Origin of the sequence: Bradyrhizobium sp. 141, assembly GCF_023074055.1 — a bacterium.
Classification (GTDB): Bacteria; Pseudomonadota; Alphaproteobacteria; order Rhizobiales; family Xanthobacteraceae; genus Bradyrhizobium.
Genome location: NZ_JADPKR010000016.1, coordinates 42,849 through 66,773 on the forward strand (window position 1 = coordinate 42,849; position 23,925 = coordinate 66,773).

Sequence of the window (23,925 nt, forward strand, 5' to 3'; positions counted from 1 at the left end):
ACCGCTAAAAGACTCGCCAAATCCAAGGTTTGGCGGCAAAAACAGGGTTAATCGAGGCTTAACGGTCTTGTAGCACTTTGGCCCAGAGGCGGCCGCAGGCAGAACAGACGCGTCAGGAATGAATCCGCGCAATCTGTTGGCACTACACCTGCATCCGCTGCGACAAAGAAGCTGACGAAGCGTTAGGCAATTCCGGCGAGAGAGAGTTGGGGGTGGCGAGAGACATGCGCGCCGCCCTTTCCGTGTCGAGAGCTGCCGAAGCGAGAGCGTCGGGCAACAGGTTCATGTGAATTCACGCGGACGCGGCGAGCCGTCTGCATGAAGCGCGTTTAGGAGCAATGGATGGCCACCAAGGCAAAGACGCTGCAGGCGAAGGACAAGGAAAAGGACGACAAGGCAGCGGATGCGCCGGAGAAGGACTCCCAGGACGCGCCCTCGCCGTTGCTCGATCTGTCCGACGCGGCCGTGAAGAAGATGATCAAGCAGGCCAAGAAGCGCGGCTTCGTGACCTTCGATCAGCTCAACGAAGTCTTGCCGTCCGACCAGACCTCGCCCGAACAGATCGAGGACATCATGTCGATGCTCTCGGACATGGGCATCAACGTCACCGAAGCCGACGATAGCGAAGGCGAGGAGGAAAAGGACGAGGGCGGCGAGGACGAGACCGACAACGAGCTCGTCGAAGTCACCCAGAAGGCCGTCACCGAGGTCAAGAAGAGCGAGCCGGGCGAGCGCACCGACGATCCCGTGCGCATGTATCTGCGCGAGATGGGCACGGTCGAGCTGCTCTCCCGCGAAGGCGAAATCGCGATCGCCAAGCGCATCGAGGCCGGCCGCGAGGCGATGATCGCAGGCCTCTGCGAAAGCCCGCTGACCTTCCAGGCCATCATCATCTGGCGCGACGAGCTCAACGAAGGCAAGATCTTCCTCCGCGACATCATCGATCTCGAAGCCACCTATGCCGGCCCCGACGCCAAGGCCGGCATGAACAATGCGATGATCGCCGGTCCCACCGGCGAGAACGGCGAAGCGCCCGCCGAGGGTGGCCAGGCCGCCGCGGCAGTCGGCGCCCCCGCGCATGTCGCGCCTCCCGCCGCGCCGCCGTCGCCGACGCCGTTCCGCGCTGCGCAGCCTGCCGCCGGCAATGTCGGTGAAGGCGTGAAGGATCCGGGCGAATCCGCCGCCGAAGCCGACATGGACGAGGACGACGAGTTCGAGAACCAGATGTCGCTGGCGGCGATCGAGGCCGAGCTCAAGCCGAAGGTCGTCGAGATCTTCGACAAGATCGCCGAGAGCTACAAGAAGCTGCGCAAGCTGCAAGAGCAGGACATCCAGAACCAGCTCGAGAGCACCTCGCATGGTCCCTCGCTGTCGCCGCATCAGGAGCGCAAGTACCGCAAGCTCAAGGACGAGATCATCGTCGAGGTGAAGTCGCTGCGCCTCAACCAGGCGCGTATCGACAGCCTTGTCGAGCAGCTCTACGACATCAACAAGCGCCTCGTCTCGCATGAGGGCCGCCTGATGCGCCTCGCCGACAGCCATGGCGTCGCGCGCGAGGACTTCTTGCGCAACTACACGGGTTCTGAATTGGACCCGCGCTGGCTCAACCGGGTGTCAAAACTCTCGGCCAAGGGCTGGAAGAACTTCGTCCACCACGAGAAGGACCGCATCAAGGACCTGCGCCACGAGGTGCATCAGCTCGCCGCGCTGACCGGTCTCGAGATCGTCGAATTCCGCAAGATCGTGCACTCCGTGCAGAAGGGCGAGCGCGAGGCACGCCAGGCCAAGAAGGAGATGGTGGAAGCCAACCTCCGTCTCGTGATCTCGATCGCCAAGAAGTACACCAACCGCGGCCTGCAATTCCTCGATCTGATCCAGGAAGGCAACATCGGCCTGATGAAGGCGGTCGACAAGTTCGAGTATCGCCGCGGCTACAAGTTCTCGACCTACGCGACGTGGTGGATCCGGCAGGCGATCACCCGCAGCATCGCGGACCAGGCCCGCACCATCCGCATCCCCGTGCACATGATCGAGACGATCAACAAGATCGTGCGCACCTCGCGCCAGATGCTCAACGAGATCGGCCGTGAGCCGACCCCGGAAGAGCTGGCCGAGAAGCTCGGCATGCCCTTGGAGAAGGTCCGCAAGGTCCTCAAGATTGCCAAGGAGCCGCTGTCGCTGGAGACGCCGGTCGGTGACGAAGAGGATTCGCATCTCGGCGATTTCATCGAGGACAAGAACGCGATCCTCCCCATCGACGCCGCGATCCAGTCGAACCTGCGCGAGACCACGACGCGCGTGCTGGCGTCACTGACGCCACGCGAAGAACGCGTCCTGCGCATGCGCTTCGGCATCGGCATGAACACCGACCACACGCTGGAAGAAGTGGGACAGCAGTTCTCGGTGACGAGAGAGCGTATCCGTCAGATCGAGGCGAAGGCGCTGCGGAAGCTGAAGCATCCGTCGCGGTCGCGGAAGCTGCGGAGCTTCTTGGATAACTAGCCTCAGTTGGTCTTGCTAAGTTCTCTTCTTGCAATGGTGCAAAAGGCGGCGAAAGCCGCCTTTTTGGGGACTGGCCGAGGTATCCACTAATTTCGTGCCGGAATTACAAGTGGAGCTTCCATGTCAGCCGTTGACTCCGATACTGCGCAAATATCGCAGAATGCCGATTACCTACTCGTCTGCGAACGAGTAAATAGAGCTCGGGATCGGAATGCAAAGTGCTTGTCGCTAAGCACCTACGCGGCGCTCAATAAACTACCCGATTTGAATGGGCTAGATAGCCTATCTCAGTTCACGGTGTATGGGAGTAGTCTCAGGTCGGTTGCTCCACTAGCTCAATTGAAGAATTTGAGGCGCCTCTTTATTGTTAGTAGTCAGCTTGTTGACTTGTCGGGCTTAGAACAACTCAGATCTCTGACGCAGCTTTACCTTTGGGGCAATCCCGATCTCAACGATCTCTCGGCGTTGCGACCTCTTACCCGACTTAGAACTCTCGTCCTGCGTTCGACCTCGGTTGTCGATCTCTCTCCCATCCAAGATCTAAAGAGTCTCACAGAACTCAATCTGCAAGCGACAAGCGTAGCAGATTTGGGCCCTCTTCAAAGTTTGAGAAATCTGCGCACCCTGCGACTTTCTAATACGCCGGTAGCGGATATTTCGATCCTCTCGAATTTTAAGTGGCTCGAGAATTTAGCGATCGATGATACGAGGGTGGAGTCCATCGAGGTTTTACGTGATTGCGAATATTTGAGATCAATCGATATTTCGAAAACTCCAATTTCCGATCTCTCGCCTCTCGCAGGCGTCCAATCGCTCGTAAGAGTTGCTGCGGCTGGGGCCGGTGTCGAAGATTTGTCGCCGCTCGCGACGATTTCCGATATTCGCGAAATAAACGTGAATGACACCAAGGTTTCTGATATTTCAGCACTGGCGAGTTTAGAACAGCTTCGAGGATTGTATGTTGAACGAACCTTAGTCAAAGATCTTTCTCCGATCTCTCACTATGAGGTTATGTTCAGACGGACCGAGTATTATGGCGGAGTTTCCTTCAAGGGCTCTCCAATTGCGGATTCCATCATTCTTTCATTTTCGGATTTGAAGCCTTCTGACCGTACTAGGAGAGTGATCAACTATCTCCGAACGCAGCAGTCGTTGGTGCCGTACGAGATCGTTGCTGACGAGAACGCTCAGCGTGATCCTCTTTCTCCTGTTCCGGACGTCTCATCACCGTTCCTATTTGAGCTTTCGTCGAGCGGAAAAGTCGCCCTTCAGAACCGATCGGCAAGCGAGCCGATCTTTCCCCAGCGAAGCAGCGAAGCTCAATTCAAGCAGAGGTTAGATGCTAGCCGGACGCTTGCGAGCGATCTGATTTCCGAGCTTTCAAGCCGAAATCGGATCCAAGCTCGCGCCGAATATCTTGAGGGCCTTAGACGTTATGTCGAGCGGCTACCGAGGTCAAAGGACGACGGGAACATACTTCTGGCTGATGCAGAAGCTCGGACGATACGAAATCTATTTGCGAGCGAGGTGGACACTCTGGCGTCTCCGTTCGCTTCGAAACTCAAGACGTTCCTGGAACATCATATTGGCTTGAGAGTCTATTATCCGGAATTAACAGCCTTCTACCGCGACGTTCAGACCGGACGTATAAATGAGCCGCTCTCTTTGGATGCGATCGAGGGATTTGTTCAGGTAGTTAGAGAGAGCACGCCGGATGTATTCGACACATCGGTCGACGATGCTATCGATGGAGCTGCAGAGCCTCCGGTCGAAGCTCCTTCAGAGAAGCATGGAACCTCACCCTTAAGCCAAAATCAAGTTGTGCCGCCACCAGATCCATTAGGGGAGGTGAATCCCGATAAGGCGCATGACTATACTTTTGCCGGCACCGCCAATAGCTTGTGGAAAGTCTTCGTAGAAGGCGAACGCATAAATCGGGGGATCGAAGGGTGGGGCAAAGCAGGCACAGCTCTTCGACCATACGTTACAGAAATTCTTGACTGGCTACATCGGTTTACCAGCGCGGGAAACTGACGGCTTTAAACGCCGATTGTAATCCGCTGCCGCTACTTCTTCTTCACCCCCACCCGCTCGATCCGCTTGATCTCGAGCGCCGGGCGGCCCGACTTCTCCGCGATCTCGCGGTCCTGCTCCATGATGAAGCCGCGCGCGGGTTCGTCGCCGTCGAGGCCGCCGAGGAGTTCGGCGGGGACGCGGCGGTTGGAGCGTTGGGTGTCGTCTTCATAGACGACGTTGAAGAAGGCGAATTCGCCTTTGGGGTTGGTTCCGGGTTTCTTGGCCATGGCGGCTTGTCGTCGATAAGCACGCCGCAGTCAAATGACTTTGAGGCCAGTCTCAGCGGGCTCCTCCCAAGGGGGCAGATAGGCCTCCACGCTTTTCTTCGAGGGATGATCCGGCGCCGGCCGGGAAGAGGCGCTACGGCTTGCGTACCGTCGGCGGATTGAAGCCGGCGCGACGCGCTTGACCTGAGGTTGATCTTGGAGGAGCATGAAGCTTTCAATTGCTCCGCTACATTTGGCGGCGCGCGATCCCGACACGGTCGACTGGCAGCGCGAGACCTTCATCGAAGCTTTGCGCGGGCTGCTATCCGCAGAGAGCGAGCTTCCCGGATTGAAGCCGGGCTTCGAAGAGCTGGAGAAGACGTTGCCGCCGGAGTGACCGAGCGCGCCCGCTCATTCAAAGCCGAAGCGCGACGCCGATCACGCCAATGCCCGTGTGTTCAATGCAAGCATCTTGGGGGACGACGATGACCATCTTGGAATCCGTTGCGGATAGTCAGGCCAAATGGTCGACCACCGCGAACGCGATGAAGTCGACCATCGACCGCGCGCGGTGGTGCGTCTTTGCATTGTCTTCATTGGGCGCGGTATTGGCGGCGGTGGCGAGCCAGATGCAGGAAGGAAATGCCAATCCCCGCACCTTTGTCGCGATCACGGCGGCGATATGCCTCGCTTTCGCGACCTTCTTCACGCACCGCTTGCTCGGTCCCGAGCGTATCGCCGCCTGGGTTCGCGCCCGCGCCATCTCGGAGCGCCTGAAACGTGAGGCCTATCGATACGCGACCAAAGCTGCGCCCTATGACGATCCAGCCAAGGCGGACGTCGTTCTCGGTGCTGAGCTTCTGAAGATCGATGAAGACGCCAAGGAATTGCTCGAGCAGCAAATCCCGGCCAAGGACCAGGGATCATCGCCGCGCGTTTCTCTTGGGATCGATGAGTATCTGGCGAAGCGGGCCAACAAGCAGATCGCATACTATGAGGGCCGGGCCAAGGAGTACCAGTCGAGGGCTTGGCGGCTCAGGTCCCTGGAGCTGGTTTTGGCGGCAGCCGCGACGCTGCTCACGGCCCTCGCCAGTGTGGTTGCCAAGCCCATCATTCTGGGCATCCACTTCGATCTCGCTGCGTTGACGGCCGTGCTCACGACCCTCGGCGGCGCCGTCATCGCCCATATCGAGGCGGAGCGTTATAGCTTTCTCGTGGTGACCTATCGGGCAACTGCATTGCAGCTGCAGCGGCGCGTGGACGGCGCGAAAGAACCGTTGTCGGACTTCGTCAACGATTGCGAAAACATTTTGGCGGCGGAGAACGCATCCTGGATCGCGAAACAGACCAAGTGAGTTCGATGTCCAGCTGAGTTCGATGTCGACCTGCGCAACTCGCGCGGCCCTCAATAAACGGCGGGCCGAAGCCCGCCGTTTATTTTTGGTCTTCAGTGTCGCCCGGGGCTGGCGGGGCGACAACCTAAAATAGAATGCTATAGAAGACGCCCTGCGATGGCAAGGCAAATCGCGGCGGCGTCGATGTCGCAGCGGACGCATCTGATATGCGTTGGTTGCGGTGTGGAACCATCGAAGCAATTGTGTGGATCGTCAAATCACTTTGTTCATCTTCGCGGCCTCGCAACGCAGCGTGCGTGGTGCGCGCTGTGTCTGAAGGTGCGCGAGCCTGCACGTCTTCCTGCCTGCGTGCAGACACTGTGATCGATGCGCGCCAAGCGGGTTCCACCGTGGCGGCGCGTATCTCAATGCGCGCGCGTACGCTGCGCCACCTCCTGCGCAGCAAGCCGCGATCCGTGTCCGCCGCCTTCGCCGCTGTCCTCCTTGCGTCCCTGCGCCATGATCGCGCTGCCCATCGCAGCCGAGCCGAAGGTGATGAGGAAGGAGGCGAGCAACAAGACCAGCGCAATGCCGGGTGCGCGGTCGGCGAAGATCAGCTCGCGCAGATGTCCGGGGTTGAGAGTCCGCCGACCAGCAGCACAGGCGCCGATCGCAAGGTTGATGGCGAGCAGGCGGAACAGGGGAATGCTAGGCGGGGCGAGGGGCCCGCGTGGGGCTCTTGGTTCGACATGGCTGATCGGTTCGTGCTGGCTAAAAGCCGCGATCGCGCGGCCCCGGCATCGATATCATAGCAGAAACTCTCTCATCCGTCATTCCGGGGCGCGTTCATCGGATCGCGCGCAGCGCGGTCCTATGAACGCGAGCCCGGAATCCATTCGTCCACCGTCTCTGCCGCTCGATGGATTCCGGGCTCGCGCTACGCCCGCCCCGGAATGACGAGAGGAGGGCGTCGCGCGAGTGTTCAACCATTACTTAGCTCCGATCGTTGCGTGAGACAGTTTGATGCGGATCAAGCCTGCCGCTTTGACGCTCGCTTCTTTCCCGGGCATGATCCGCGCGCTGCTTCGCGCAAGGTTTTTTTTGAGGGATTGCTCCACATGCTGAGACTGCTTCTCGCTGCCGCGTTCGTCACTGGTCTGACTGGCGGGACGGCGCAGGCCGCGCGCTGCGGCGGCGACTTCAACAGCTTCGTCGCCACCATGGCGCAGGAAGCGCAAGCGGCCGGCGTCTCGGCGAGCGTGACCAACGCGGCGCTCAGCGGCGTCACTCCCGACGGTGCGGTGCTCGCCTTCGACCGGCGTCAGCGCCACACCTTCAACAAGAGCTTCGAGCAATATGTCTCCACCCGCGTCGGCCCGGGCCGCATCAATGGCGGCCGCGCGCTCTTGCAGCGCCACGCCGCGCTGCTCTCGCGCATCGAGCAGCAGTTCGGCGTGCCCCGTTATATCCTGGTCGCGATCTGGGGGCTGGAGAGCGATTTCGGCAAGGGCGACATCGGAAAGATGCCGGTGGTCCGCACGCTGGCAACCCTCGCGCATGATTGCCGCCGCACAGAGCTGTTCCAGGGCGAGCTGCTTGCCGCCCTCAAGATCGTGCAGCGCGGCGACCTGCCGCTGCGCGACCTCATCGGCGCCTTCGCCGGCGAGATCGGTCAGACCCAGTTCCTGCCGTCGTCCTACATCAAATACGGCGTCGATTTCGACGGCGACGGCCATGTCGATCTCCGCCACAGCGTCCCCGACGTGCTCGCTTCGACCGCGAACCTGCTCCACACCAGCGGCTTCAAGATGGGCCAGCCCTACGGCGAAGGCACGCCGAATTTCGAGGCGATGCGCGAGTGGAACAGGGCGGTGATCTACCGCAAGACGATCGGCTATTTCGCGGACCGGCTGGCGGGGCAATGAGGAGGACGTTGAACTCGTAGGTGGGCAAAGGCGCAAAGCGCCGTGCCCACCATTCCCCAGAGATGTCGGAAGCGGTGGGCACGCTTCGCTTTGCCCACCCTACGACAGCCGGGATGAGGCGACGCCATCAAGTCCCTAACTACGTCCCCTTCGCCATCCTCTCCAGCTTCCTTTGCAACGGCGCCCAATAACTGCCCGGGCGGAAGCGCTGGAGCAGGTCCATGAAGCGGGCGTCATTGCCGATCAGGATACGGGGCTCGTTCTTTTCGATGCCCTTGATGATGCGCAGCGCGGCGTCTTTCGGCGTGGTCTTCGCCGCGTTCTCGAACCGCTCGATCGATTGCGCGCGGTGGGCATTGTCGGTGATGCCGACGCCGCTGCGGGAGTTGCGCGCGATCGCGGTGGCGACGCCGCCGGGATGCACGACCGACAGTCTGACGGGGCGGCCCGCCACCGCGAGCTCATGCCGCACGCTCTCGGAAAAGCCGCGCACCGCGAATTTCGCCGCCGCATAGGCCGATTGGCCCGGCGGCGCGACGATACCGAAGATCGAGGAGAGGTTGACGATATGCGCCTCCGGCCTCGTCTTCAGGTGCGGCAGGAAGGCGCGCGTGCCGTGCACCACGCCCCAGAAATTGATGTCGAACAGCCAGTCCATCTGCGCCTGGTCGATCTCCTCGAACGAGCCCATCAGCGCCACGCCGGCATTGTTGACGACGATGCCGAGCGCCGGATGCGCCGCTATCGCCTCGCCCGCAAACTGCGTGATGTCGCCCGCCTCGCCGACGTCGACGCGGTGCAGGCTGACCTTGCGGCCTGGTCCGATCTCCGCAGCGAGCGTCTTCAGCCCGGCTTCGTCGCGATCGGCCAGCGCGAGATCGCAGCCGCGCCGCGCAAGCTCGATGGCCAGCGCGCGGCCGATGCCGCTGGCGGCTCCCGTGATGGCGGCAGCGCCGCGAATCGCAGTCATGATCCCCCCGTCAAGCCTTGGCCGTGGAACTATGATTTACATTTTTTCAGAATGGAACCGAACCCAAGGCCGATTGGCTCCTTAACATAGGTTACGCAAGCAAGCATTGGGAGACGCTGATGGGACAAGCACAACCATTTCGTGCCACCGCGCTGATCGTCGAGGACGACATCATGCAGCGGGAGATGCTGAGCCTGCTGCTGGAAGAGAGCGGCTATCTGGTCATCCAGTGCGAGAGCGCCGAGGCCGCCGAGCGCGTCCTCGACAAGAACGCCGGCGCGCTCTGCCTGATGCTGACCGACGTCCAGCTCGCCGGCCGCATGAACGGCGTCGAGCTCGCGCATGTCGCCAAGGACCGCAACCCCAGGCTCGACATCGTCGTCACCTCCGGCCGCCCCTTGATGCAGCCCTTGCCCGAGGGCGCCAAGTTCTGGGCCAAACCATGGGCGCCACTCGACGTTCTGCGCGAGGCCGAGCTCGCGCAGCTGTCCTGAGGGGACGCAGTTGCTTTGTTTGCAACGCAGTCCGCTCCTCCGCCCGTCATCCTGAGGCGCGAACCGCGCGACGCAAAGCGTCGCGTGGGAGCCTCGAAGGATGCACGGCCGAGATGCAGCCGGGCCGTCGCCTTTCGAGGCTCGCCGAAGAGGCGAGCGCCTCAGGATGACGGTGTCAGAGACTGAAGACCGACCGAGGCCTGGCTTTCTCACCGCGAGGCGGGCTGATAAGGTCCGCCGATGTCCTGGTCCTTCCTGCTCACCTCGCTCATCGTCGTCGCCTCGCCCGGCACCGGCGTGCTCTACACGCTGGCCGCGGCGCTCACCCGCGGCTCACGCGCCAGCGTCGCCGCGGCGTTCGGCTGCACGCTCGGGATCGTGCCGCACATGTGTGCTGCGATGCTCGGCCTTGCCGCGGTGCTCCACACCAGCGCACTCGCCTTCGCCGCGCTGAAATGGTGCGGCGTCGCCTATCTGCTCTACATGTCCTGGCAGGCGCTGCGCGAGCGAGGTGCGCTGGCGGTCGACGGCGAGATCAGGGAACGGTCGGCCCACCGCGTCATCGTCACCGGCTTCCTGATCAACATCCTCAATCCAAAGCTGTCGATCTTCTTTCTTGCCTTCCTGCCGCAGTTCATCGCCGCGGACGAGGCCCATGTGCTGGCGCGCATGCTGGAATTGAGCGGCGCCTTCATGGCGATGACGTTTGCGGTGTTCGTCGTCTACGGCCTCTGCGCCGCCTCCGTGCGCGAGCGCGTCATCTCCCGCCCCGGTGTCATGGCCTGGCTGCGCCGCAGCTTCGCCGCCGGCTTTGCCGCGCTCGGCGCCAAGCTGGCGTTTGCGGAAAGGTAATTTTTCTTCACCTCTCGAAAATCGTCATGCCCGGGCTTGTCCCGCCTGCGCGGCCGAAGCCGCTTCGGCGAGGCGAAGGCCCGGGCATGCACGTTCTTCGTGCGGCGGGAAAGGCGTGGATGGCCGGGACAAGCCCGGCCATGACGGGACCGAGGAAGATACTTCATCCAATAAAAAAGCGGGCCTCGCGCCCGCCACCTTCAAACTCGTTCGATCCTTCCCGACGCCCGGGCGGAGCGAGGCTCCACCCGGGCAAAGAAAAAGAAGCCTCGTTACTTCTTCTTCGCCTTCTTGGCCTTCTTCGCCTTCTTCTTCGCCGCCTTCTTCGCTTTCTTAGCCATAGGATCCTCTTAAGGGTTAATGGTGGAACGCGACACGAGGGATGCTCGGCGGAGGGCCAGCCTCGCAACATCCTCGACGACAAACTCAGCAGATTCGCAGGTCTCTGCCCCGCGCTGTCACATCGGTGTCATCGCGTTATCCACAGCTCAGATGCATTTTCGGGTGATTTTGGCGCGCGAATCCGTATCGCGGCATCGAAGCACCGTCGCCGCCGACATCCCTAACGATCCGACAACCGCCCTTCGCCGTTCATGAATCCAAAACCAAAGGCGTGTTTTGGCAGATCGCGGTGAGACTCCGTTAAGCGCGACGGCCGCATCTTCTCCGCAAGAAAACGGGGATGGGTCATGGACGGACGGCTGCCAGGGACGGGGAGCGCGACGCTGCGCGTGCCGCACGCGTCATGCTGAACGTACCGACATTGTGGACCGTCTTCGTCGTCAACTTCCTGGCGCTCGGTGTGATCTGGGCCTACGTGACGCGGTCCTATCCGAAATTCGCCGCCGCGCGGTTCTGGATGGCGTCGTCCTTCGTCGGCGCGATCGGGGCGATGACGGCGCTCATCCGCCTGTTCGTCGCGTCTCCCTTGCCGCTTCTGCTCGGCGCCGCCGGTGTGATCGCCGCGAGCTGCCTCGCCGCCATGGGCATTCAGCGTTTCTACGACCGGCCGGTCTCATGGCGCCTCATGACGGCTACGGGAGGCTTGAGCCTTGCCGGCGTCGTGGTCTTCATGGTCGGCGTCGATCACATGCAGCTGCGCATGCTCAGCTACACGCTCGGTCAGGCCCTGCCGCTGGTGCTGGCGCTGCGTCTGCTGCTGTTGCCGCCGGAGGGCCGCGTCAGCCCGGGCGCGCGACTGTCCAGCATCGTCATTCTCACCATCATCGCGATCCTCGTTGCCCGCACGATGGGCAATCTGCTCGGCCACGATCTCTCGGCGAAGGCCGGCGGCCAGACCCACGCCGTCATGGTGCTGGGGCTGCTGTTTCTGTCGATGACGCTCAATTTCGGCTTCCTGCTGATGGCGATGGACCGCCTGCGGGGCGAGGTCGCCGACCTCGCGTTGCTCGACGATCTCACCGGCGTCGCCAACCGGCGGCATCTGCTGCAGCGCCTGACCGAGGAATGCGCCCGCTCCGAGCGCAGCGGTGCGCCGTTCTCGCTGCTGGTGCTCGATCTCGACGGCTTCAAGACCATCAACGACACCCACGGCCATGCCGCCGGCGATGCGTGCCTGAAGCATTTCACCCTGATGGCGCAGACGCGCCTTCGGCCCGGCGACATGCTTGCCCGCACCGGCGGCGACGAGTTCTGCGTCGTGCTGCCGTCCTCGTCCTTGCGCGAGGCCGCCGCGATCGCCCGCCGCGTGCTCGAGGTCTGCCGTCAGGATGCCGAGGCCTGCACCGGCGACGAGATCCCGATCGCGATCTCGATCGGCGTTGCGCAGTGGGATCGCGGCATCGGCGCATTCCCGGACCGCCTGATGGCCAACGCCGACCACGCGCTCTACGCCGCCAAGAAGAACGGCAAGAACGACTTTGCCGTCTACGATCCGGCGCCGCCGCTCTCGACCGAGCCGGTCGGTCCTCACGAGGGCGCGCGCAAAATTCGCCTAGAGCCGTGCTAGACCGGCGTCCGTGATGGGATTTGCATCATGATGTCTCGCCTGCTCGTAGCCGTTCTCGCCGCTCTCTGTCTGATCGTCCCCGCCATTGCCGAGGACGCCGAACTGGCAAAACTCGCGCGCGCCTCCGGCACGCCCGACATTCCCGGCTTGAAGATCGTCTGGTTGGCGCCATGGGGCGACGTCCGCGACGCAAACCCCTGGCGCAACATCATCGTGCACCAGACCGAAGGGCCGGCGGGCTCGGCGCGTGGCGGCGCGCAAGCGCAAGCGAAGGCTCCGACGCGACGCGGCGTCACGGTGTGGGTCGAGACCGACGGCACGGTCTATTGGGCGGTGGCGGAGAATCTGGTGCCGACCCATGGCGACGGCGCCAACCGCAACGACAACAAGTACATCGACAACAGCTCGACCTATCGCCAGGTCGTGCGCGACAACTCGATCGGCGTCGAGTTCGCCGGCAATTATCCCGATGTCACGGCGGGCCCCACGGAGGCGCAGGTCGCGGCGTGGAAGATCCTCGTCAAGCTGCTGCGCGCGCGCTACGGCATCCCGCCTGACCGCGTCTATGCGCACAACTGGATCGACTACAAGGACGCGCGCTATTGCGAAGGCTGCTGGCTCGCGACCCTGGCGCGGGTGTGGGGGGAATGACGGGAGCCGGTTACACCGCCTGCGACATCCAGCCGAAGAAGCGTTGCATCAATCCCGGCCGCCGCGGCAGCTCCGGCGGTTCGTCCACGGCCAGCACGCGTTTGAAGAAGTAATCCAGGAACACCATGTCGTTCGGCTCGGTGACGGTGAATTGCTCCTCGCCGAAGAACACGCTGTAACTATAGAAGAAGGGACCCATGAGCGGGATCGTCGCCGTGCCCGCATAGTCCTTGGAGATCACGAACTCCGACGGCTCGAGCCCGTGCTCGCGCATCGCCTGCTCGACCAGCGGCAGCTTGCGCATGAACTGGGCTTCGAAGCCGCCGACGGTGGATTGCAGGATGATCGACACGGGTGGGTGTCCGTTGGCTTGATGCTGATCGCTCTCATTTTTGGGTCGGTTGAGCGGCGATGCGGGTTCAAGATGCCTGGCCCCGCGTCTCCGCGCACATGCTGGACATCACCCAGCCAACAAAAAAGCCGGCGTTGCCGCCGGCTTTCTGTCTCGATCCGCCAATCTCTTGCCGCGGAAACGCCCCGCTTAATGCGCGGCTTCCAGCGCGGCCTGTTCGGCCCTTGCGATCGTGCCCTTGACCGCGGACTGCACCTTCTCGAAGGCGCGGACCTCGATCTGGCGGACGCGCTCGCGCGACACGCCGAACTCGGCCGCGAGGTCTTCCAGCGTCATCGGCTCATCGGCGAGGCGACGGGCCTCGAAGATGCGGCGTTCGCGCGGGTTGAGCACGCCCATGGCGCCGTTCAGCGCGTCACGGCGTTCGTCATATTCCTCGTGCTCGGCCAGCATGGCTTCCTGGTTGGGCGTATTGTCGACCAGCCAGTCCTGCCATTCGCCGGCTTCGCCGTCGTCGCGGATCGGTGCGTTCAGCGACGCGTCGCCGCCGAGGCGGCGGTTCATGTCGATGACGTCCTGATCGGTGACGCCGAGGCGCTTGGCAATGATCTTGACCTGGTCGGGGCGCAGATCGCCTTCGTCCAGCGCGTTGATCTTGCTCTTCGCCTTGCGCAGGTTGAAGAACAGCTTCTTCTGGTTCGCGGTGGTGCCCATCTTCACGAGCGACCACGAACGCAGGATGTACTCTTGAATCGACGCCTTGATCCACCACATCGCGTAGGTGGCGAGACGAAAGCCCTTCTCGGGCTCGAAGCGCTTGACCGCCTGCATCAGGCCGACATTGCCTTCCGAGACGACCTCGGAAATCGGCAAGCCGTAGCCGCGATAGCCCATGGCGATCTTGGCCACGAGCCGGAGATGGCTGGTGACGAGTTGGTGCGCCGCGTCGCGATCGTCATGCTCGCGCCAACGCTTGGCGAGCATGTATTCCTGCTGGGGTTCCAGCATCGGGAACTTGCGGATCTCAGCGAGGTAACGGGAAAGGCCGGATTCTCCATTGAGGACCGGCAAAGCAGCGGTACGGGCCATACTGAAGCCCTCCAAAGGTTCAGGCCCCCGATAGCGGCGGGCCAGGCAGACGACCGCTGTGTTAAAGCCGGCCGTAGCTGCGATGTTCCGCGTTGGTCATTTCCAACGCAGGCGCAATATACCCTATGGGGGGTCAAAAAGGGAAGGATTGCTGACGTCACGTCCCCGTGTGGCAGCTATAATCTTTTGTAATGTAACGCTTTTCTTAAAGCTCCTGCGTCATTGCGCCGCTTTCAGCGCGCCCTGAAGGAGAAGCAAATCCTCCGGCAAAGGCGCCTCCCAGTGGAGTAATTCTCCGGTCCTCGGGTGCTCCAATACCAGCAAATACGCATGCAAGGCCTGCCGCCCCAGCGCGGCCAGAGCCGCTTGCGACTCGGGGCCAAGCTGGTTCGCCTTGGTCTTGAAATGCGGGCCATAGACTGCATCGCCCATCAGGGGATGACCGATATGGGCGAGGTGGACCCGGATCTGGTGGGTGCGCCCGGTCTCGAGCTCGCAGGCGAGCAGCGTCGCAATCGGCTTGCCGTCGCGCCCGGCAAAGCTCTCCAGGATGTCCCAATGCGTCACCGCCTCGCGGCCGCCCTGGCGCACCGCCATCTTCTCGCGCGCATGCGGATGGCGGTCGATCGGCGCATCAACGGTGCCGCGATGCCGGCCGGGCACGCCCCAGGCGAAGGCCATGTAGCCGCGGCGCATCTCGCCGGTGCGGCCGTGGTCGGCGAATTGCGCGGTCAGCGAGGCATGGGCGAGGTCGTTCTTGGCGACCACCATCAGCCCTGTCGTGTCCTTGTCGAGCCGGTGCACGATGCCGGGCCGGCGCACCCCGCCGATGCCCGAGAGCGAGGTGCCGCAATGGGCGATCAGCGCATTCACCAGCGTGCCGGTCTCGTGGCCGGCGGCGGGATGCACCACCAGCCCCTTCGGCTTGTTGAGAACGACGATGTCGTCGTCCTCGAACACGATGTCGAGGGCGATATCCTCCCCCTTCGGCTCCGGCGGAGCCGCCTCCGGCACGTCGATTATGATCGTATCGCCGGATGCGACGTGATAAGCGGGGTCGCGGACCGCGGAGGCCTTCAGGTGTACTGCGCCCGCCAGGATCAGGGCTTTCAGCCTCGATCGCGACAGCTCCGGCAGACGCGCCGCCAGCACGCGGTCGAGCCGGGCCGAGCCCTCGTCGCCGGCAACGACAACCTCCAACCTTTGCGCAGAGCCTGAGCTTTCCATGACGACGTCTGATACCGCTGTTCCCGAACCGACCCCCGAGCAGGCCGCGCTGTTCGCGCGGGTGCGGCGGATGATGCTGATCGCGGGGTTGACCACGGCGCTGGGGATCTGCGCCGTGCTGATCGCGGTGGGCTACCGCCTTTTCAAGTCGGAGGGAAGGGCGGCGGAGCCCGTCGGCGACATCACCGCCACGCTGCCCAAGGGCGCCAAAATCGTCTCGACCGGGGTCGCCGGCGACCGCCTCGTGGTCACGCTGGATCTCGGCGGGGTCATCGAGATCCGCACCTTCGACGCCCATACCCTGAAGCCGGCCGGACGGCTGAAATTCGCCAATGAGCCGTAAAAGGCCCGTCGGGGTCCTTGCGGCGGACAAATTTCGAGGCTATTGGCTAGCCCTCACGCTCCCTTCGTCTAGCGGTTAGGACGCGGCCCTCTCAAGGCTGAAACAGGGGTTCGATTCCCCTAGGGAGCGCCAAATCCGCGATATTCTTCGACTTTTTTCTGCGACCCCATCCGACGGCGTCCCCGTCCGGCCGCGCGATCTCGCTCGGTCATAGGTTGCGCGCCGCAGCGTCGACGCTGATGCTGATGAAGCGATCGAGTGAACCCGCCCTGACATTCACTCCGGCGCAAAGTAAGTCGCATCGCGCAGTCGCTTCTGTGCCGCGCGATGGTTGCATGACGAGCGCGTGGCTCGGGCTTCCTCAACGCCCGTTTGAGCGGCGATCGCGAGAGGAGCCCTAGCCATAAGTCCTGACCGCAAGTCCTGGCCGCAAGTTCAGTGATGCGCCGAAATGCTCCTGACGGTCTCGGTGAGCATATCACCGGACGCGGAATGGCCGACGTCGCCGAGGCTAATGATGCCGACCATCCGCTTGCTCTTGTTGATCACCGGCAGCCTGCGGACCTGCAGCTTCTCCATGTGATGCATCGCCTTGGCGAGGTCATCGTCATCGCGGCAGCAATGGATGCCCTCGGTCATCACGTCGCGCGCCGTCGCGCGGCCGGCATCGAAGCTGTGGCTTGCGAGCCCTTTGCAGACGATATCGCGGTCGGTCACCATTCCGACCAGCTTGTCGTCCTCGCCAATCGGAATGCAGCCGATGTCATGCGCCCGCATCAGTTTGGCAAGCTCGGTGATTGGGGTGTTGGGGCTGACCCAGTCGACACCCTTGTGCATCACGTCTTTGACTTTCATGGCGAGCCTCCGTTCGTGGGTTTCAAGTTCGTGGGTTTCAAGTGCGTTGATGCGATGCGGCCCCCCAATCTTCCGATCTCCGACCAGACAAGCGCAGACACTCTCGCCGCCACCCTGCGAAACAGTATGACGGCGACCTCGCGGCCAGAGTTCACGCCCAAGATTGCAACGGCAATGGGCGGTCTACAAAACCCTCAGTCATGCGCGCTGAAGCGCCCGTGCGGTGTGTTGGCCGTCAGGCGCGCAAACTGCGCGTGACCCATATGGAGCAGTGTCTCATGATCGCCGGCTTCCATATAGACGTCTGGCTGTGCCTCGATGCTGTCGTCGACGATCATGTCCAACCCGTAGCATTTGCCGACGGCGGGAACCGCACCGTGTGCGCAGTCGCTGAACAGCCGATTGACCTCGGTTTCATTGGCCATGTGGACATTGTCGCCGAGGCTTGTTCTCAGGTCCGACAGGCGGAGGTGATGCGATGCGGGCAAGATGGCCAGCATGTATCCGCCGTCGCGTCGCAACACGATGCCCTTGGCGAGGCGGTCGCCCGAGATATGGCATGCCTCGGCCGTTCGAGCGGACGTCATGCTGAGTTCGTGCGGGATCACCTCGTACTGGATGTTCTCAGCGGCGAGGTATTTCTGGAGCGTGGGAGCAATGGCCATGGCATCACCTCCGATGCGGAATGCAAACCATCCACCGTGAGGTCGACCCCTGCAGACTCTCGCCATACGATGGGCGGCTGCCTGACTAGAGACCCAACATAGGTCTTCCATCCGCAAGCTGCAATTCAGCGTTCGCGGTTTTATTCTGCGCGGAGCGCCTTTTGGGTCGAGACTGGCGCTCCCTTACGCCGTCGTGCCGTCGATCGAGCGGCGGATCACCCGCTGCACTTCCGCATTCGACAGAAACAGATCGTGGTTGATGATGCCCCAGCCTTCCTGGGAGGCGTCGACCACGCGCACGCCGAGCTGCGCGATAACAGCCTTCTCGGCAGCGCCGACCCTGGTCATTCCGCCTGCGATTTGCCCGGACAGCGCGAGCGCGCGATCGTTGGTCGCGGCGATCACGGTGATCTTGCCGGCGAGCGGACCGATGCGGTGGATCGCGGACGTAAACACGTCCATGTCGATGTCGGGCGCGGCAAACACGACGCTGCCGATCTTGCTCGTCACGGTGTCGCCGTAGCGCGCATAGAGTTGACGCAGGCTTTCGAGCGTCAGCATGGTTCCCATGCTGTGCGCCACGATGTGCACGCGGCCGGCGCTTGGCGCCGACACCAGCGCGGAGAGCACGCGCTCGAAATCGTCGCGCGACCACATCGCGCTGTCGCGGTCATAGGCATAGTCGAACAGTCCAGCCTTGGAGGGCCAGGAGAACGCCATGGTCCGGCCGCGGAACTTGATCCCATCGGAGAGGTGGGCGGCATCCAGCACCGCCGTCTCGAATGTCTGCTTGAAGCCGTGCACATAGATCAGCACGTCTCCCGCGCCGGCCTGCGCAGCGAGATCGCCGGCGTCGGCCGGCATCGGCTCGACCCGATCGAGGCGCCAATCGCCAAGTCCAACCGAGGCGAGAGACAGACGGCTCTCGTCCGGCGCCGCCAGCTTCGCCCGCGCGACCGTCATGCTGGTCGCGCGCTCCGGCCCGAACCAGGGCTTGGCGCGGGCGCCGTTCACGGGCTTGCGCGTAGTGACGACGAGCAATGTGGGGTCGACGGAGAGCGACGAGGCGTCGAAGCGCGCGCCGGTCGCACCCAGGCCGGCGCATCCGCCGAGCGCGAGGGCGCTGCCTGCCGACGCAAGTCCGCCGAGGAAAGCGCGGCGCGAAACAGAATGACGGGAGTCGCGTTGCAGAAGATGTCGGACGATCACACGGAACCTCGGGAACTTGCCCACCGTAACGCCGCCCCGCCTATCCCCTGAATGACAATGGGGGCGAGAAGACGGCGGAGCTGCGTCACCGTTGGTCCAAGTCACGGAGTCCGAACGCGCGCCGGTCAGTCGGTGATTTCGATGGAGTGGAGCTTGCACCAATCGCGCAAGGCCCGCTTTGTCGCCTCATTCTCGAAGGCATGCCAGCGGTCGATCGCTCTTCGCCGGGCGAGCAGGGACTTGAATTTCGGATAGGCGCCCCGCTTGCTGAAGAAATAGCGCACGTCGTCGAAATCGTCTGGCAGGAACTCGCGGGCAAAATCGAGCACTAGGGGCTTGCCGAGGTCGAGCTCACGCTTGTCCGGGAGCGGGATGTATTTGTCCTCGTCCTCGATGTCGTCAGGCAGCTTGTCGTCCTCCAAATCCTCGAGGTCGACATCCTCGAACTGGTAATAGATCCTTCCGGTCTGTTTGCAGACGAAGGCGCGAAATTCCCCCGTGTCGCCATTGGTGTTGGCGAACTCGAACGCGGTGGCGATGTCTTGGAACTTCACGGGCATCGGGGTTGGCGCCATATCACCGCAACTGTAGCACTCTCAAACCGCCTCGTAAGACGCGATCTTCTTGATCTGTGGTGCGAGCACGTCTTCCGCCGTTTCGAGGTCGAAGCGAGTCTGAATATTCATCCAGAACGCCGCGCCTGTCTTGAAGAATTTTCCCAGCCGCAGCGCGGTATCGGCCGTGACCGGTTTTTCTTCGCGCGCAATGCGCTCGATCCGCGTGCGCGGCACGTTTAGAGCAGCAGCGACCGCGTAGGGCGTCAGCTTGAGTGGAACGAGAAATTCCTCGCGGAGGATTTCGCCGGGATGAATCGGCGGAAGTTTCCTTGCCATCTGCGAACGATTTATAGGTTATTTCACGGGAGTTGGTTCCGCCTGTTAATCTACCCTCTCCCGGCCGTCGGGCAAACCACCCGAGTCAAGCCATTATCTAAAAAATATTCCACTTTACCGAAATTCGGATTTGTCGTATGTGTCGGACATCCCAGCCCACCAAAGGGGCGGTCGTACGTCGTTTCGAGCGCGGGCTGGGAGTTGCGGTGGACGCGGGCGGCGTTAAGGGCGGAGCTTGCGCGTGCAGGGCGAGATGATCTCGTGAGCATGGCGTGATCCGTGAAGGCGAACGGCGCCCCTGCGTACGGCGAAACCGTGTGGTCCTGGCCGTCGTTGCTACGGCCAAGCCTTGGCGAAGGCGACATCGCGTCAACCGGCGCGCTGCCGTGCATTTCGCGGAGGTGACGGAGGCAAGAAGGAACTCGTCTCCGGGGAGAGCACGGCATAGGCCGTCAAACCATCGCGCAGGGAAGGCCGGATTTCGGCTGCCCTGTGTCTCCCCTGTGCATTGCGTGTGCATCTGTTCAGCACGGGGGTCTTTACGGGTGCCAGCCGGTGCCCGGCCTTCCCTGCGCCCTTTCTTTCCGGGAGGGCGAGGAGAAAAGCAAAACTCGGGCAAACGATGCCGCGAGGCCGCGAACGCGTGTTCGCGATTTGCCCGCGAATTGACCTCCCTTGCGAGCATGATGCATCGGCATCGGTGGAGGTGGTCGTTGCTCCCAGAATCTGCCTCAATGCGAATTCAGCGCGGAGGAGTTTTCGGATGAGCGGCTTGGTGATTTCTGACGGCCGGGTGGTGGATCCCGCGAGCGGGATGGACGCTATCGGCGACGTGGCGGTGGTGAATGGCAGGATCGCCGCAATCGGCGCCTCGCTCGGCGGTGCCGAGCGGGTGATCGACGCGACCGGGCTCGTGGTCGCGCCCGGCTTCATCGATCTGCACGCACACGGCCAGTCGCTTCCGGCCGACCGCATGCAGGCCTTCGACGGGGTGACGACGACGCTCGATCTCGAGGCCGGCGTGCTGCCGGTCGCGTCCTGGTATGATCGTCAGGCCAGGAAAGGTCGCGTGCTGAACTACGGCGCCGCCACCAACTGGGCCTTTGCGCGCATCGGCGCGATGACCGGCTCCAATGCGGAGAGCTCGCTGGAGGCGTTCGGCAATGCCATGCGCGACCGACGCTGGATGGACAACGTCGCGAGCGATGCGGAAGTCGCCGGCATTCTCGAGCGCCTTTCGCGCGGCCTCGACGAAGGCGGCATCGGCGTCGGCATTTTGAACGCCTACGCGCCGGGGGCCGGCGTGCAGGAGCTGACCGCGGTCTGCCAGCTCGCGGCAGTCAAGGACGTGCCGACCTTCACCCATGTCGCCTTCATGTCGCGGATCGATCCTGAAAGCGCGGTGGAAGCCTATATCCGCCTGATCGGCTATGCCGGCGCCACCGGTGCGCACATGCACATCTGCCATTTCAACTCGTCGAGCAAGACCGACGTCGAGCGTTGCCGCGTGCTGATCGCGAAGGCGCAGGCGCAGGGCCTGCCGATCACCGTCGAGGCCTATCCCTACGGCACCGGCTCCACCGTGCTCGCCGCCGCCTTCTTCAGCGATCCGGAATTCGTCGAGCGCAACGGCACTGCTTACGATTCCGTGCAGCGCGTCACCGACGGCTATCGCTTCCACGACCGCGAGGAGCTGTTGAAGGCGCAGGCCGAAGAGCCGTCTTCGCTGGTGCTCTGGCACATCCTCGACACCGAGAACAATGCGCATCACCGCGACCTGCTCGACATGTCGGTGCTCTATCCCGGCGGCGCCATCGCCTCCGACGCGATGCCGTGGACGACGTCTGACGGCAAGACCTACACCGGCGATGCCTGGCCGCTGCCTGACGATGCCACCTCGCATCCGCGCTCGGCCGGCTGCTTCACGAAATTCATCCGCGAATGGGTGCGCGAGCGCAAGGCGGTCTCGCTGCTGGAAGGCGTGCGCAAATGCGCGCTGATCCCGGCGGAAATCCTCTCGCAGAGCACGCCCGCGATGCGCGCCAAGGGCAGGCTCACCAAGGACGCCGATGCCGACATCGTCGTGTTCGACTACGAAAAACTCTCGGACCGCGCCACCTTCACCGCGATGAACCGTCCGTCGGAAGGCGTGCGGCACCTCGTTGTCAGCGGCCAGGTGCTGATTAGCGACGGTATTCTCGATGTTGCAGCGCGGCCCGGAAAACCCGTGCGCCGCCCCGTCGTCGAGCGCTGACCCATGCCGGTCCCCATTCTCCTGGTGACGGGCTTTCTGGGGGCGGGCAAGACCACGGTCGTGAACTATCTGCTGGCACACGCGGAGGGACGGCGTATTGCTGCCGTCGTCAACGATTTCGGCGCCATCAACATCGATGCGGAGCTGATCGCGGGCGCCAGCGACGGCGTGGTCAACCTCAGCAATGGCTGCATCTGCTGCTCGCTCGAAGGCGATCTGTTGCGCACGCTCTCGAGCCTGCTGCGGCGCGACCCGAAGCCCGAATACATCGTTATCGAGACAAGCGGCGTCGCCGATCCCGCCGACATCGTCCGCAATTTGATGGACCCCGTGATCCTGCGCGAGGCGCCGTTGGAGACGGTGCTCTGCGTGATGGACGCGGCGACACCGCCGGCCGAGTTGGACAATGCGCTCCAGCGCTCGCAATTGCGTGTCGCCGATATCGTGGCGCTGAGCAAGCTGGATCTGGCGGACGAGGGCGCGGGTGTGCGGATGCGCGCGGCCATTCGCGCCCAGCGCGTTCCCGCCGTCGTGGTCGATGCGCCACATGGCGAGATTCCGTCCGCGCTACTGTTTCCCGCGCATCGCGATCGCGCGCCCGCGCCGCGCGAGCCGGGGCCGAAACGGCCGGCAGAGGACCGCTTCGAGACGCTGAGCTGGACCTCCGATCATCCGCTCTCACTGCCGCGCCTGCAGCAGGCGATTGGCAAGCTTGCGCCAAAGCTTGCGCGCGCAAAAGGCCTGTTCGAGACCGTCGAGCAGCCCGGCCGCCAGATGGTGTTTCAGTTCGCCGCCGGCCGCGCCACGCTGGCCCCGGGCGATGCGCCCGCAGCGGGCGTGCCGCGCGCGCGCATCGTCTTCATCGCCGAACTCGGGGTACTGTCGAAGGCGGAGCTCGATGAAATCATGGAGGCGTGCGTTGCGGATTGAAGCTGCATCCGCCTCACGCAAACTGCGCGATGCCGTTTCCCACGGACCAGTTCTCCTTGGGCGCATCGAGCACGTTCACGAATACATCCTCGGGCCGGATGCCCGGGTTCTCGCCGAGACGATCCGCGATCCGGCGATACAGCGCTTTCTTCTGCTCTGCTGTACGCGAGGCGAACACGGTGATCTGGATCAGCACGGCATCCTCGCTGCGGTCGACGCCGTAGGCGTTGCCGCAGCGAAAGTTCGCCGGCTCATGCTCGGTGATGGCCATGAACGCGTCGTCCTCGGGCACGTTCAGCGCCTCGCGCATGGCACGGTAGAGGCCGTCGAGAATCGCCTGCCGGTAGGCTTCGGACTTGCCGGCACGCATTGAGATGTGGAGGAGAGGCATCGCGCGTCCCTTTGCATGCGGTCCGGCCACTGTTCGGTCCGGTGTCGAACGGGGCTATCAATTCCGATCAGTTTTTGACACGATGTCTAGAAAGCATGTTTTTGACAGCATGTCAAATACCTTCCAGAGGAGCAGGGCTTGAGGCCGCGCGAATTCGATCACGACGAGGTCCTGCGCATTGCGTTCGACCAGTTCTGGCGCAAGGGCGTACGCGGCACCTCGTTGTCGGACATCGGGCGCGATGCCGGCGTCCAGCGCGGCAGCCTCTACAACGCCTTCGGCAGCAAGGAGGCGCTGTTCCTGCAGGCCTATGAGCGCTATGCGGGGGACTATCTCCTCGCCCTGCAAAAGGCGCTCGGTGCCGGCTCATTGCGCAGACGCCTCACGGCTTTCTTCGATCTGACCATTACCAACTTCCGCTCCGGCACGCCGCCGCGCGGATGTCCGACCACGCGCGGCTTGATGGAGCTCGGCGCCGCCGAAGGCGAGGGGCTTGATGAAGAAGCGCGTCAGGCTTTCGCGGACCTCATCTCGCGCATTACCGCACTGGTTCAGGACACGTTGTCGGCAGGCGCGGAGCGGGGCGAGTTCAACGGCAATCCTGCGGCCGCGGCGCTGCACATCATCACCGTGACGCGCGGCCTCGCCGTGCTCGAACGTGCCTTTGGCGACGAGCCGCAGTTGCGCAAGATCGCCGCGCACACGATCGATCTCCTGCTCGGCAGGAAAGGTGGCTAG

The 23,925-nt window shown here is 63.1% G+C and carries 25 protein-coding genes and 1 tRNA gene; 14 read left to right on the top strand and 12 right to left on the bottom strand.

What is annotated here, in order from left to right; all coding sequences use genetic code 11:
• The first annotated feature begins 342 nt into the window (after positions 1-342).
• Both rpoD and IVA81_RS05725 read left to right on the top strand, forming a co-directional pair.
• Positions 343-2,502, top strand: coding sequence for an RNA polymerase sigma factor RpoD (rpoD, locus tag IVA81_RS05720; RefSeq protein WP_247313527.1), 2,160 nt, complete (start codon positions 343-345; stop codon positions 2,500-2,502).
• A 120-nt stretch (positions 2,503-2,622) separates the two neighbouring features.
• The gene (locus IVA81_RS05725; protein ID WP_247313530.1) at positions 2,623-4,536 is read left to right on the top strand and encodes a hypothetical protein; all 1,914 of its coding nucleotides are present in this window, start codon (positions 2,623-2,625) and stop codon (positions 4,534-4,536) included.
• A 32-nt stretch (positions 4,537-4,568) separates the two neighbouring features.
• On the opposite strand, the gene IVA81_RS05730 is transcribed toward IVA81_RS05725, so the two are convergent.
• Complete coding sequence (locus IVA81_RS05730; RefSeq protein ID WP_247313533.1) at positions 4,569-4,805, bottom strand: hypothetical protein; 237 nt, start codon at positions 4,803-4,805, stop codon at positions 4,569-4,571.
• 205 nt (positions 4,806-5,010) lie between these two features.
• Between IVA81_RS05730 and IVA81_RS05735 the strand changes: the two genes are divergently transcribed.
• Both IVA81_RS05735 and IVA81_RS05740 read left to right on the top strand, forming a co-directional pair.
• Positions 5,011-5,181, top strand: a complete 171-nt coding sequence (locus IVA81_RS05735; RefSeq protein WP_247313536.1) for a hypothetical protein — start codon at positions 5,011-5,013, stop codon at positions 5,179-5,181.
• 88 nt (positions 5,182-5,269) lie between these two features.
• Positions 5,270-6,139, top strand: a complete 870-nt coding sequence (locus IVA81_RS05740) for a DUF4231 domain-containing protein (RefSeq protein WP_247313539.1) — start codon at positions 5,270-5,272, stop codon at positions 6,137-6,139.
• A 404-nt stretch (positions 6,140-6,543) separates the two neighbouring features.
• Here IVA81_RS05740 and IVA81_RS05745 read toward each other — a convergent pair whose 3' ends face one another.
• Positions 6,544-6,825, bottom strand: a complete 282-nt coding sequence (locus IVA81_RS05745) for a hypothetical protein (protein WP_247313637.1) — start codon at positions 6,823-6,825, stop codon at positions 6,544-6,546.
• A 411-nt stretch (positions 6,826-7,236) separates the two neighbouring features.
• On the opposite strand from IVA81_RS05745, the gene IVA81_RS05750 reads away from it, so the two are divergent.
• A complete protein-coding gene (locus IVA81_RS05750) occupies positions 7,237-8,043 on the top strand; it encodes a lytic murein transglycosylase (RefSeq protein WP_247313544.1) in 807 nt (268 codons plus the stop codon).
• Between the two features lie 139 nt (positions 8,044-8,182).
• On the opposite strand, the gene IVA81_RS05755 is transcribed toward IVA81_RS05750, so the two are convergent.
• The gene (locus IVA81_RS05755; RefSeq protein WP_247313546.1) at positions 8,183-9,013 is read right to left on the bottom strand and encodes an SDR family oxidoreductase; all 831 of its coding nucleotides are present in this window, start codon (positions 9,011-9,013) and stop codon (positions 8,183-8,185) included.
• A 119-nt stretch (positions 9,014-9,132) separates the two neighbouring features.
• On the opposite strand from IVA81_RS05755, the gene IVA81_RS05760 reads away from it, so the two are divergent.
• The 4 genes from IVA81_RS05760 (at position 9,133) to IVA81_RS05775 (ending at position 12,979) form a co-directional block, all read left to right on the top strand.
• Positions 9,133-9,507 carry a response regulator gene (locus tag IVA81_RS05760; protein ID WP_247313547.1) on the top strand — a complete coding sequence of 125 codons (375 nt, stop codon included), beginning with the start codon at positions 9,133-9,135 and terminating at the stop codon, positions 9,505-9,507.
• A gap of 240 nt (positions 9,508-9,747) precedes the next feature.
• Positions 9,748-10,359 (top strand): LysE family translocator, encoded by a 612-nt coding sequence (locus IVA81_RS05765; protein ID WP_247313550.1) that lies wholly within the window; start codon positions 9,748-9,750, stop codon positions 10,357-10,359.
• 745 nt (positions 10,360-11,104) lie between these two features.
• Positions 11,105-12,328 carry a GGDEF domain-containing protein gene (locus IVA81_RS05770; RefSeq protein WP_247313640.1) on the top strand — a complete coding sequence of 408 codons (1,224 nt, stop codon included), beginning with the start codon at positions 11,105-11,107 and terminating at the stop codon, positions 12,326-12,328.
• A gap of 27 nt (positions 12,329-12,355) precedes the next feature.
• The gene (locus IVA81_RS05775; protein WP_247313553.1) at positions 12,356-12,979 is read left to right on the top strand and encodes a peptidoglycan recognition family protein; all 624 of its coding nucleotides are present in this window, start codon (positions 12,356-12,358) and stop codon (positions 12,977-12,979) included.
• A gap of 10 nt (positions 12,980-12,989) precedes the next feature.
• Here the strand turns inward: IVA81_RS05775 and IVA81_RS05780 are convergent, their stop codons facing one another.
• From IVA81_RS05780 to IVA81_RS05790, 3 genes are all read right to left on the bottom strand, one after another.
• Entirely contained in the window at positions 12,990-13,331 is a 342-nt protein-coding gene (locus IVA81_RS05780) for a hypothetical protein (RefSeq protein ID WP_247313556.1), read from the bottom strand.
• Between the two features lie 189 nt (positions 13,332-13,520).
• Complete coding sequence (gene rpoH / locus IVA81_RS05785; RefSeq protein WP_018318222.1) at positions 13,521-14,420, bottom strand: RNA polymerase sigma factor RpoH; 900 nt, start codon at positions 14,418-14,420, stop codon at positions 13,521-13,523.
• A 219-nt stretch (positions 14,421-14,639) separates the two neighbouring features.
• Positions 14,640-15,647, bottom strand: a complete 1,008-nt coding sequence (locus IVA81_RS05790; RefSeq protein ID WP_247313558.1) for an RluA family pseudouridine synthase — start codon at positions 15,645-15,647, stop codon at positions 14,640-14,642.
• Here IVA81_RS05790 and IVA81_RS05795 point away from each other — a divergent pair.
• Both IVA81_RS05795 and IVA81_RS05800 read left to right on the top strand, forming a co-directional pair.
• Complete coding sequence (locus IVA81_RS05795; RefSeq protein ID WP_247313561.1) at positions 15,646-15,990, top strand: hypothetical protein; 345 nt, start codon at positions 15,646-15,648, stop codon at positions 15,988-15,990. The genes IVA81_RS05790 and IVA81_RS05795 overlap by 2 nt on opposite strands.
• Positions 15,991-16,047: 57 nt before the next feature.
• Positions 16,048-16,122 (top strand) — tRNA-Glu (locus IVA81_RS05800).
• Between the two features lie 303 nt (positions 16,123-16,425).
• On the opposite strand, the gene IVA81_RS05805 is transcribed toward IVA81_RS05800, so the two are convergent.
• From IVA81_RS05805 to IVA81_RS05825, 5 genes are all read right to left on the bottom strand, one after another.
• Positions 16,426-16,845 carry a CBS domain-containing protein gene (locus tag IVA81_RS05805; protein WP_247313564.1) on the bottom strand — a complete coding sequence of 140 codons (420 nt, stop codon included), beginning with the start codon at positions 16,843-16,845 and terminating at the stop codon, positions 16,426-16,428.
• A 194-nt stretch (positions 16,846-17,039) separates the two neighbouring features.
• Complete coding sequence (locus IVA81_RS05810; protein ID WP_247313567.1) at positions 17,040-17,510, bottom strand: YbaK/EbsC family protein; 471 nt, start codon at positions 17,508-17,510, stop codon at positions 17,040-17,042.
• A 183-nt stretch (positions 17,511-17,693) separates the two neighbouring features.
• On the bottom strand, positions 17,694-18,719 hold the full coding sequence (locus tag IVA81_RS05815; protein ID WP_247313570.1) for an alpha/beta fold hydrolase: 1,026 nt from the start codon (positions 18,717-18,719) through the stop codon (positions 17,694-17,696).
• Between the two features lie 125 nt (positions 18,720-18,844).
• Complete coding sequence (locus tag IVA81_RS05820; protein ID WP_247313573.1) at positions 18,845-19,279, bottom strand: hypothetical protein; 435 nt, start codon at positions 19,277-19,279, stop codon at positions 18,845-18,847.
• 36 nt (positions 19,280-19,315) lie between these two features.
• Complete coding sequence (locus tag IVA81_RS05825; RefSeq protein ID WP_247313578.1) at positions 19,316-19,612, bottom strand: HigA family addiction module antitoxin; 297 nt, start codon at positions 19,610-19,612, stop codon at positions 19,316-19,318.
• A 763-nt stretch (positions 19,613-20,375) separates the two neighbouring features.
• On the opposite strand from IVA81_RS05825, the gene IVA81_RS05830 reads away from it, so the two are divergent.
• Together IVA81_RS05830 and IVA81_RS05835 are read left to right on the top strand one after the other, a co-directional pair.
• Entirely contained in the window at positions 20,376-21,866 is a 1,491-nt protein-coding gene (locus tag IVA81_RS05830) for an amidohydrolase family protein (protein WP_247313581.1), read from the top strand.
• Positions 21,867-21,869: 3 nt separating this feature from the next.
• Entirely contained in the window at positions 21,870-22,796 is a 927-nt protein-coding gene (locus IVA81_RS05835) for a GTP-binding protein (protein WP_247313583.1), read from the top strand.
• A gap of 13 nt (positions 22,797-22,809) precedes the next feature.
• Here the strand turns inward: IVA81_RS05835 and IVA81_RS05840 are convergent, their stop codons facing one another.
• Positions 22,810-23,187, bottom strand: a complete 378-nt coding sequence (locus IVA81_RS05840) for a tautomerase family protein (RefSeq protein WP_247313586.1) — start codon at positions 23,185-23,187, stop codon at positions 22,810-22,812.
• Positions 23,188-23,325: 138 nt separating this feature from the next.
• On the opposite strand from IVA81_RS05840, the gene IVA81_RS05845 reads away from it, so the two are divergent.
• Positions 23,326-23,925, top strand: coding sequence for a TetR/AcrR family transcriptional regulator (locus IVA81_RS05845; RefSeq protein WP_247313591.1), 600 nt, complete (start codon positions 23,326-23,328; stop codon positions 23,923-23,925).